Source organism: Streptomyces sp. NPDC029296 (genome assembly GCF_055569255.1).
The window spans coordinates 122,968-132,508 of the sequence record NZ_JBVHXT010000017.1 but is presented as its reverse complement, the minus strand read 5'-3'; the positions used below and the strand labels follow the sequence as shown (position 1 = coordinate 132,508).

The 9,541-nt window shown below is 72.5% G+C and carries 8 protein-coding genes; 6 read left to right on the top strand and 2 right to left on the bottom strand.

The genetic code is table 11. The features are described from left to right. The first annotated feature begins 508 nt into the window (after nt 1-508). The 6 genes from ACZ4W9_RS17290 (at nt 509) to ACZ4W9_RS17265 (ending at nt 7,284) form a co-directional block, all read left to right on the top strand. Nucleotides 509-1,747, top strand: a complete 1,239-nt coding sequence (locus tag ACZ4W9_RS17290) for an FAD-binding protein (protein WP_467936518.1) — start codon at nt 509-511, stop codon at nt 1,745-1,747. A gap of 237 nt (nt 1,748-1,984) precedes the next feature. Continuing rightward, nucleotides 1,985-3,151 (top strand): 2-deoxy-scyllo-inosose synthase, encoded by a 1,167-nt coding sequence (locus tag ACZ4W9_RS17285; protein WP_467936443.1) that lies wholly within the window; start codon nt 1,985-1,987, stop codon nt 3,149-3,151. Continuing rightward, nucleotides 3,151-3,882 (top strand): cupin domain-containing protein, encoded by a 732-nt coding sequence (locus ACZ4W9_RS17280; protein ID WP_467936441.1) that lies wholly within the window; start codon nt 3,151-3,153, stop codon nt 3,880-3,882. The genes ACZ4W9_RS17285 and ACZ4W9_RS17280 overlap by 1 nt, the downstream gene beginning before the upstream one ends. Then, the gene (locus ACZ4W9_RS17275; RefSeq protein ID WP_467936439.1) at nt 3,879-4,676 is read left to right on the top strand and encodes an SDR family NAD(P)-dependent oxidoreductase; all 798 of its coding nucleotides are present in this window, start codon (nt 3,879-3,881) and stop codon (nt 4,674-4,676) included. Before ACZ4W9_RS17280 ends, ACZ4W9_RS17275 begins: the two co-directional genes overlap by 4 nt. Before the next feature lie 29 nt (nt 4,677-4,705). Continuing rightward, on the top strand, nt 4,706-5,986 hold the full coding sequence (locus ACZ4W9_RS17270; protein WP_467936437.1) for a DegT/DnrJ/EryC1/StrS aminotransferase family protein: 1,281 nt from the start codon (nt 4,706-4,708) through the stop codon (nt 5,984-5,986). A gap of 29 nt (nt 5,987-6,015) precedes the next feature. Further along, a complete protein-coding gene (locus ACZ4W9_RS17265) occupies nt 6,016-7,284 on the top strand; it encodes an ATP-grasp domain-containing protein (RefSeq protein WP_467936435.1) in 1,269 nt (422 codons plus the stop codon). 132 nt (nt 7,285-7,416) lie between these two features. Here the strand turns inward: ACZ4W9_RS17265 and ACZ4W9_RS17260 are convergent, their stop codons facing one another. Beyond that, a complete protein-coding gene (locus tag ACZ4W9_RS17260) occupies nt 7,417-8,574 on the bottom strand; it encodes a cytochrome P450 (RefSeq protein ID WP_467936433.1) in 1,158 nt (385 codons plus the stop codon). 108 nt (nt 8,575-8,682) lie between these two features. Continuing rightward, nucleotides 8,683-9,363 carry a flavin reductase family protein gene (locus tag ACZ4W9_RS17255; protein WP_467936431.1) on the bottom strand — a complete coding sequence of 227 codons (681 nt, stop codon included), beginning with the start codon at nt 9,361-9,363 and terminating at the stop codon, nt 8,683-8,685. Nucleotides 9,364-9,541: the final 178 nt, after the last annotated feature.

Here is a 9,541-nt window from a genome sequence, read left to right as displayed (position 1 = left end):
CCCTCCTCCCCCTCCCCCCCCCCCCCCCCCCCCCCGCGACCCCCCCCCCCCCCCCCCCCCCCCCCCCCGCACCCGGGCGCGGCGGCCCCGGGAGACACGAACCCGGGCGCACGCACGTGCCCGGATGACACCACCCCGGGTGACACATGCCCGGATGACACATGCTCGGGTGACAGTTGCCCGGATGACACGATCCGGGTGACACCTGCCCGGGCGACGCGGTCCACGGGGCCGGGCCGGAGCGACCGGCTCCCGCTCCGGGCCCGCCGGGTGAGCGGTGCCGGCGGCCGCCCGCGCCCCCCATCGCCGTACACCCCCCGCATGCCCGTGCGGAGCACGCATGCCCACGCGATGTGCCCCTGCGTGCCGCCGCCACCCGCCGCGGCGTCGCGGCTCCGACGCCGCCCGACCACCCAGCGAGGTGTCCACGCCCGTGACCACCGCATCCGTCACTCCCACACCTGTCACCTCAACGCCTCTCACTCCGCCCTCCCCCGCCCCCGCGCCCGTGACCAACTGGGCCGGGAACGTCGTCTACCAGGCCCCGCGAGTGCACCGTCCGACGTCCCTGGAGGAACTACGGGCCCTGGTCGCGCGCAGCGACCGCGTCCGGGCCCTGGGCACGGGGCACTCCTTCAGCCGTGTCGCCGACAGCACCGGCGACCTCGTCCGCCTGGACGCGCTGCCGCCGCTGCTGGAGGTCGACCCGGCCCGGCGTACCGTGACCGTCGGCGCGGGCCTGCGGTACGCGGACCTCACCGCGGCGCTGCACCGTGCCGGGTTCGCCCTGCCCAACCTGGCCTCCCTGCCGCACATCTCGGTCGCCGGCTGCGTCGCCACCGCGACCCACGGCTCCGGGGACGGCAACCGGTGCCTGGCGGCCTCCGTGCGCGCCCTCGAACTGATCGCGCCGGACGGCGGGTCGACGGTCATCGACCGGGAGAGCGATCCCGGGACGTTCGCCGGCGGTGTGGTCGCGCTCGGTGCGCTCGGCATCGTCACCCGCGTCACCCTGGACGTCGTGGACGCCTTCGAGGTGGCCCAGCGGGTGCGTGTGGACGTCCCCCTGGACGAGATCGCCGCGCACCTGGACGAGGTCTTCGCCGCGGCCTACAGCGTCAGTGTCTTCACCGACTGGCACGGCGAGCGCGCCTCGGTGTGGCTCAAGCAGCGCGTCGGCGCCACCGGCAGCGGCTGGGCGGGAGGGCGGGCGGCGACGCGCCGGCTGCACCCCGTGCCCGGTATGCCGCCCGGCGGCAGCACGGAGCAACTGGGCGTTCCCGGCCCGTGGTTCGAGCGTCTGCCGCACTTCAGGCCGGACCTGGTCCCGGGCGCCGGGGACGAGTTGCAGTCGGAGTACTACCTGCCCAGGGCCGCCGCGGCACGGGCGGTCGCCGCGCTGCGCGGTGTCGGAGGGCTCCTCCAACCGCTGTTGCACATCGCCGAGGTGCGCACGGTGCGCGGGGACGATCTGTGGCTGAGCCCCGCCTACCGGCAGGACTCCGTCACCTTCCACTTCACCTGGATCCACCACCCCGCCGTGCGCACCGCGATCGCCGCCGTCGAGGAGATCCTGGCCCCCCTGGGCGCACGGCCCCACTGGGGCAAGCTCACCCTGCTTCCGCCGGCCCGGGTGGCCGCGCACTACGAACGGGCCGCCGACTTCAGGCGCCTGCGCCACCACCACGACCCCGAGGGCAAATTCGGCAACGCCTTCGTGGAGGAGATGTTCCCGCTCCCCCACTGAGACGGCTGAGCCAGTGAGGCAACGTGCTTGCCAGCCACTTTACCTGCGTATCTTTCCTGCTGGCCACGGTTTCCTCGGCACTGTCAGCGGAACGACCACCACTTCCTCCACGGGTTCTTGGCCGAACTTACTTGCCAAACATTGCCAACTATCTGGCACATCTGGCAATGTTCTTTCCGGCGGGTCCGGCACCACGGTTCCGGGCCCTTACATCCCCTTCGTCTTCATGGAGTTGACATGACCGTTCAGGCCGGACCGCGCTCCGGACTCGACCGACGAGTCCGCTTCGGCGACGTCAGCTACGACTTCCACGTCCGACACGGCCGCGCCGCCTGGGACGACCTGCGGGTGCGCCTCGGCGGCCTCGACGCCGACCGGTTCGTCGTCGTCGCCGACCAGGGCCTGCCCGAGGACCTGGTGGCCGCGGCCGAACTGAACCTCGGCGCGCTCGCCCCGACCCTGGTGGTCCGGGCGCGGGCCGACGAGCGGGAGAAGACCCTCAGCGCCCTCGACCGGATCGCCGAGCAGGCCCTCAAGAGCGGCATCACCCGCCGGTCGGTGGTGGTCGCACTCGGCGGCGGCGTGATCGGCAACATCGCGGGCCTGCTCGCGGCCCTGCTGTTCCGCGGCATCCGGCTCGTGCACATGCCGACCACCCTGCTCGGCATGTCGGACTCGGTGCTGTCCCTCAAGCAGGCCGTCAACTCCGCCTGCGGCAAGAACCACCTGGGCACCTTCCACGCGCCGGTGCTGGTCTGGAACAACCTGGACTTCCTCGCCTCCCTGCCGGCGGAGGAGACCCGGTCCGCCCTGTGCGAGATGATCAAGAACGTGCTCGGCATCGTGCCCGACCGCTACGACGAGGTCGCGAGCCTGCTGCGGGCCGACGCCCGGTACTCCCCCGAGGTCATCACCCGGTTCATCGACCTGTGCGTGGACGCCAAGACCACGGTGATGCGCGAGGACCACACCGAGAAACACGAGGCGCTCGTGCTGGAGTACGGCCACACCGTCGGCCACGCGGCGGAACTGCTGACGGGAGGCCGGCTGCGGCACGGCTTCGCCATCGGCATCGGCATGCTCGCCGCCGCCCGCATGTCCCGCGAGCTGGGCCTCATGGACCGTTCCGACGAGCGGGCACACCACCGTCTGCTCCAGCTCAACGGCGCTCCCGTCCGGCTCCCGCAGGACGTCGACGCGGAGGCGGTGCTCGATGTCGTACGTCTGGACAACAAGCGCGGGTATGTGCCGGGGCGGTCCGGTGCGCTGGACTTCATCCTCCTGGAGGGACTGGGCCGGCCCCACCGGCCGGGCGGGAAGCTGATCACCCAGGTCGACGAGGACACCGTGCGGCTCGGCATCGAGTCCGTGCTCAGCGACCGTCACGCCCTGGCGGGTGTGTGATGGCGACCGTCACCCGCGGCGAGCGCCGCCCCTTCGGACCGATCGCGAACGACACCTCCGGCCCGGCCGTCACCCACCGTCAGGTGGGCGGCGAGGGAGTGTGCCGGTGGAAGATGCTGATGAACGGCATGCATCTGGAAGGCGAGTGGAACTGCGTCGAGTACGTGGTCATCGAGCCGGGCGGAGCGGTCGGCGAGCATGTCCACCTGCGCACCGAGGAGATCTACTACATCGTCTCGGGGCGGGCCGTGGTCACCATGGACGGCCGCGAGATCGAGGTCGGCGCGGGGGACCTGGTCACCACGCCGATCGGTTCGGCCCACTCCATCGCCAACCGCGGCGAGGAGGACATGCACTTCTTCGTCACCGAGGTCTTCCCGGGCGAGGGCCCCGCCGCGCGCCCCGCGCACCTGCACGTGCCCGGTCTCCTGCCGGCCGGTACCGGTGTCCGTGCGGCACACGTCGACCTCACGCCGTACTTCACCGGAGACTGGCGGCAGTTCCGCCTTCTGGAGGTTCCGGCCGGTGCGGGGGTGGAGGAGACGGTGCCCGCGGAGCGCAGCATCGTGCTGCACGTGCTGGAGGGCAGCGCGGCCATCACCGTCGCCGGGCAGGAGTACACCGGTGGTCCCGGCCTGTCCGTGGCGGTGCCCCCCGCATACGCGCACCACACGGTCAACACCGGAACCGGGGCGCTGCGGCTGATCAGCACGGAGGTGGGCGTCGTATGAACCTCGGCCTGAACGGACGCGCCGCCGTCGTCACCGGTGCCGCCGGCGGGATCGGCGCCGAGACCGCGCGGGTGCTGGCAGCCGAGGGCGCACGCCTCGCGCTCCTGGACCGCGACGAGGAACAACTCACCCTCCTGGTGAAGGAGTTGAGCGATCAAACCGAGGTGACCGGGGTGACCGGCGACCTGGCCGACGCCCAGGGGGTCACCCGGTCGGTGACCGCCGCCCTCGACGCGCTCGGCGGGGTGGACATCCTCGTCAACAACGTCGGCCAGTGCCGGGCCCGCGGCTTCGACGAACTCGGCGACGAGGACTGGCTGCGGACCTTCGAGATCAACTTCCTCAGCGCCGTCCGGGCCATCCGCCTGGTCCTGCCCGGGATGCGGGCACAGGGGCGGGGCGCCATCGTCACCAACGCCTCCGACCTCGCCCGCCAGCCCGAGGCCGGGCCGGCCGACTACCAGGTCTCCAAGGTGGGCCTGCTCAGTCTCACCAAGAGTCTCGCCCTGTCCGAGGGCCCGGTGGTGCGGGTCAACGCCGTGGCGCCGGGCCCGGTCTGGACACCGCTGTGGACCCGTCCGGGCGGCTTCGCCGACACCCTCGGCACCGTGCACGGGCGCGACGCCCGGGAAGCGGTCGAGTACGAGATGAGCAAGCGCCAGCTGCCGCTGGGCCGGATGGGCACGCCCGACGAGGTGGCGCGCGTCATCGCCTTCCTGGCCTCCGACGCCGCCTCGTTCGTCACCGGCTCCGTCTGGGGCGTGGACGGCGGCACCATCCGCGGTCTGCTCTGATCCGCACACCCACGAAGGAAGCTCTCACCATGGGAACGCACCTGGCCGTCCACGGCGGAACCCCCGTGCGCGGTGCCCGGCCCTGGCCGCGCTGGCCCCGCCCCGCACCCGGCGCCGGCGAGGCACTGGCGGACGTGCTCACCTCGGGCCGCTGGTCGATCGCCAGCCCCCATACCGGCGAGCCGACCCGCGAACGGCGTTTCGCCGCCGAGTTCGCCGCCTATCTGGGCACCGGTCACTGCGTGCCCACCGCGAGCGGCACCGCCGCCCTGATGACGGCGCTGGAGGCCTGCGGGATCGGGGCGGGTGACGAGGTGATCGTGCCCGCACTGTCCTGGGCCGCGACGGCGTCGACCGTGCTCGGGGTCAACGCCGTCCCGGTCTTCGCCGACGTCCGCCCGGACACGCTGTGTCTGGATCCGGCCGCCGTCAAGGCCGCGATCACCCCGGCGACCAAGGCGATCGTGGTCGTCCACCTCTACTCCGCCCTCGCCGACCTCGACGCCCTCCAGGCCATCGCCGGCCGCCACGGGCTGGCCCTCGTCGAAGACGCCGCCCAGGCCCACGGCGCCGCTTATCGCGGTCTGAAAGCGGGCACCTTCGGAGACGTCGGCACCTTCAGCATGCACCACACCAAGGTGCTCACCAGTGGTGAGGGCGGCGCGGCCGTCACCGACGACCCCCAGCTCGCCCGCCGCATCGAGCACCTGCGCGCGGACGGCCGGGTACGGAGCACCGCCACACCCGTCACCGGCCTGCCCGAACTGGTGGAGACCGGTGAGCTGATGGGCAGCAACCGCTGCCTGTCGGAATTCCAGTCCGCCCTGCTGAGCGCCCAGCTCCCCGAACTGGACGCCCAGAACACCGTCCGCCGGGACAACGCCGCCCTCCTCGACCGCCTCCTCGGCGACGACCTCGGCCTCGTCCCCCAGCGCACCTCGCCCCACACCACCGAGCGCACCTACTTCGGGTACGCCGTCCGGCTGCCGGACCACGTGGTCGAAGCCGTCCCGGCGGCGGCCGTCGCCGAGGCCGTGACGGCCGAACTCGGCCTGCACGTACGCCCGGTGTACCAGCCGCTGTACGCCAGCCCGCTGTACGACCCGGCCTCACGGCCGCGTTTCGCCATCAGCCCGGACCATCTCAAGCGCGTCGACCCCGCGCCCTACGACCTCCCCACCGCCCACCACGCCCACCGTTCCTTCCTCACCTTCCACCACAGCGCGCTCCTCGGCACCCCGGCCGACATCCACGACATCGCCGAAGCCTTCGGGCGCGTCCTCGCCCACCACACCCATCTGTCCCACTGAGCACCGCCCGCCCCCTTGTGAGGGAGACGATGACCAGCACAGCTCCTGCCCAGTCCGTCGTGATCGTGGACGGCTACTCCAACGCCCCCGCCCTGATCGAGGCGTTCGCCGAGCGCGGTTACCCCGCCGTGCACGTCCTCAGCTCGGCCGAGCCGCACACGGCCATGGTGCAGCCCCGCCCCGAGGACTACACCGACTGGCTCGTGTGCCCGGACGAGACCGCCGTCGCGGCCACCGTGGCACGTCTGGCCGAGCACAATCCGCTCGTCGTCCTTCCCGGCCAGGAACCCGGTGTCCGCCTCGCCGACACCCTCGGCGAACGTCTCGGCCTGCCCGGCAACGGCACCGCCCTGTCCCCGGCGCGCCGCGACAAGTACCGGATGATCGAGACGCTCCGCGCCGCCGGCATCCGCTGCGCCGAGCAGCTCAAGACCCACTCCCCCGACGAGGCCGCCGACTGGGCCCGCGCGCTGGGCACCACACCGGTCGTGGTCAAGCCCCTGTCCTCCGCCTCCGCCGACAACGTCTACATCTGCCACACCCCCGACGAGGTGACCACCGCGACCCGGCGGATCCTCGCCTCCCGCACCGTCTTCGGCGAGGCCAACACCGAGGTCCTCGTCCAGTCCTTCCTCGACGGACCCGAGTTCTCCGTCGACACCGTCTCCGCCGGCGGCGCGCACCACCTGGCCGACGTCTGGCACTCCCGGCGCCGGAACATCGGCGGCGGGCGGCAGATCTACGACATGGCCGTCCTCCTCGACCCCGACGACGACCCCGTCCCCGCCCTGTTCACCTACGTCCGGACCGTCCTGGACGCCCTCGGCATCCGCCACGGCCCCGCCCACGCCGAGATCATCCTGACGCCGCAGGGTCCCACGCTGGTGGAGATCGGGGCGCGTATGAACGGCGCCATGATCCCCGACTTCTACGGTCACGTCCTCGGCACCGACGTCGCGCGTCTGACCGCCGACGCCTACACCCGGCCGGAGCACTTCGCCCGCGCCTACGGCGGCCGTACCTACCGTCCGCTGCGCTCCGCCGCCGTCTACGAAGCGCCCACCACCCTCGACGGCGTCGTGGTCGGCGTGAACGAGACGGTGGTGGACAAACTCTCTGCGCTGCCCAGCGTCTACGCGCTCGCCCTGCGGTCGGGCCCGGGCAAGCGCATCCGCCCCACCACGGATCTGACGTCGAGCCCCTTGCGGGTCCTCCTCGCGGGCCCCGACGAACAGGCCCTGCTGCGCGACCGCGCGGTCATCGACGACCTGAAGGACCAGATATACGAGGTCGGTTGAACCACGGGCCGAGGACGGCCCGGAAGCCGGGACCGGCTTCCGGGCCGTCCGTCGCCGTGCCGATCAGTACCAGTACCAGCGGCGGGCGGGCTTGTCGCTGAAGATGCGTCGCAGCGATGCGGCCATGGCTGTTCACCTCCTTCCGGTGTCGTCTTCGGTCCCCCGTCGGTATGTGCGGTGAAGGGTGAACGGTCGCGGCACGTTGCCTTCGGCCATGGCCGCGCGCGTGTCGCCGCCGGTGACGGTCAGGCGGGCGTCGCGGGTGAGGGCGGTCAGCGTCTCGGCCAGCAGCGCCTGGGCCACCGCCGCGCCGACGCAGACGAAGGGGCCCGCGCCGAAGGGGACGTAGGAGCCGTGGTCGCCCGGCTCGTCCCAGCGTTCGGGCCGGAAGGCGCCGGGGGCCGCCCACCGTCCTTCCTCGTGGTGCATGAGATACGGGCTGGCGGAGAGCAGGTCACCGGGGCGGAAGGCGACACCGCCGAGTTCGACGGGCCGAGGGACGGTCCGGCCGAGCAGCCAGGGGACCGGGCGGTGCCGCAGTGCCTCCCGCACGATCTGGTCGGCGGGCCAGGGCCACGGTCCGTCCGATGTGTGGTGCAGGCAGGCCAGGAGCACCGACCACCCGAGCGCGGCGCTGACGGGGACCACGACGGCCCGGTACATCATCAGGTGCAGCTCGGCCATCGTCCGGTCGGTCACCACGGTGGGAGGGCACGCGCCGAGCAGGGCGTCCAGCACGTCACGCGGCCCGCCGGCGGGGTGTTCCCGGCGGTGCCGCACCTGTGCGGTCAGGTCGGTGAGCAGCCGGGCGCGCAGCACCTCGGCCCGCGCCCGCTGCCAGGCGTGCGGTGCGTGGAACACCACGCCCCCACGCGGCGCCCGCCGGATCAGCCGGTGTGTCCCGGCGGGGCCGCCGGGGCGCAGGAGCAGGTCCGCCAGGCAGCGGTGCACCAGGGTGTTCCCGGCGGCGGGCCAGCGGCTGACCGCCGGGAGGGCGGCCACCGCACGGGTCAGCTCGGCACGGTACCGCGGCAGGCCCGCCCGCAGGAAGTCCCGAACCGCGTGACCGATGTCGATCTGCGCCTGGCGCGTGGGCAGCAGTTCCCCGAAGAATCCCGACTTGCCCGTGTTGTAGTCCGGGCCGCGCAGCAGCGTCTGGGCCAGGTCCGCGTCCCTGACGCAATAGCCGCCCCAGGGAAGCGGGAACACGTCCGCCGTGCCGCTGCGGCCAAGGTGGTCGATGTATCCCAGGGGATCTCGCCGCAATCCGCGCTTCTCTCCGATTCTCATCGAGCCGCCTCCTCGGCGAGTCTCGCGGGGCGCCGCTCTTCCGGCGGCTCCGCCCCTCGCCCCGGGGATCCCCGCCCCGGGGTGCGGGAAACCGGCCTGCCGACGCTGTCACTCGTGTGAGGGAGATGGTCGGTATATCGGCATATCGACCGATGCCGTCTCCGCCGTCTCCGAGCGGAAACCGTGCCCGACCTCCGGCGCCAGGCCGTGATAGTGACGGAAGTTGTAGATGAGCGGGTTCCAGCGGGCGGGGTCGATGTGGTGCGTGCCCGGCACGACGATGCGCTCGTCGGCGTGGACGCACAGCACGTCGCACTCGACGCTGAAGAAGAGACCCGCTCCACCCGGTGTCAACGCCCGTGCCGTGGCCTCCAGTTGCAGCGCGCACTCGGCGACCCGCGGCGGCTTCACCAGGTGGGAGCCGGCCGGGGTGAGCCCGGACGCGGCGAACTTGTCGGGCTCGTACCGGTACACCGTCCGCTTGCTCTCGGGCACCGGGTCCGCCCCCGTGAGCGGCGCCAGGCGCTCCACCCGTTCCCACAGGTCCGGGGAGGCCACGTTGATCACCAGCTCGGGGCGGGCCGCGAGGTTGCGTGCGGTCTGGCTCTCCCTGCCCACCCCCAGGACGACATGCTGTCCGAGCGCCCAGGCGGAGGAGAGGGGAGCGAGGTTGAACGTGCCGTCGTCGTTCTCGGTGGTCAGCAGGACCACGGGTGTGCCGAAGTAGAGGATGCTGGGCCGGATCACTCGGTGCGTGCCCGTCATCGCTCGGCGGGTGTCGGTCGTCATGCCGGAAGACGCTAGAGGCACGACCTTTCGATGGGCGCCGAAGTGTCGGCCGACGGTATCCCCTTCGTCACGATGGCACCCTGTCCGCCCGCACGGGCGCCGGATGCGGATCCGAAACTTTCGTTGACCATTCGGGCTGCGAACCGCCCCGTCACCGCTTCCCCAACCCGGGTAACCG

Bases quoted from the DNA above. Each gene is read 5' to 3' on its own strand.
- ACZ4W9_RS17285 (WP_467936443.1), top strand. From the start codon at position 1,985: ATGACCGTTCAGGCCGGACCGCGCTCCGGACTCGACCGACGAGTCCGC.
- ACZ4W9_RS17280 (WP_467936441.1), top strand. From the start codon at position 3,151: ATGGCGACCGTCACCCGCGGCGAGCGCCGCCCCTTCGGACCGATCGCG.
- ACZ4W9_RS17275 (WP_467936439.1), top strand. From the start codon at position 3,879: ATGAACCTCGGCCTGAACGGACGCGCCGCCGTCGTCACCGGTGCCGCC.
- ACZ4W9_RS17270 (WP_467936437.1), top strand. From the start codon at position 4,706: ATGGGAACGCACCTGGCCGTCCACGGCGGAACCCCCGTGCGCGGTGCC.
- ACZ4W9_RS17265 (WP_467936435.1), top strand. From the start codon at position 6,016: ATGACCAGCACAGCTCCTGCCCAGTCCGTCGTGATCGTGGACGGCTAC.
- ACZ4W9_RS17260 (WP_467936433.1), bottom strand. From the start codon at position 8,574: ATGAGAATCGGAGAGAAGCGCGGATTGCGGCGAGATCCCCTGGGATAC.
- ACZ4W9_RS17255 (WP_467936431.1), bottom strand. From the start codon at position 9,363: ATGACGACCGACACCCGCCGAGCGATGACGGGCACGCACCGAGTGATC.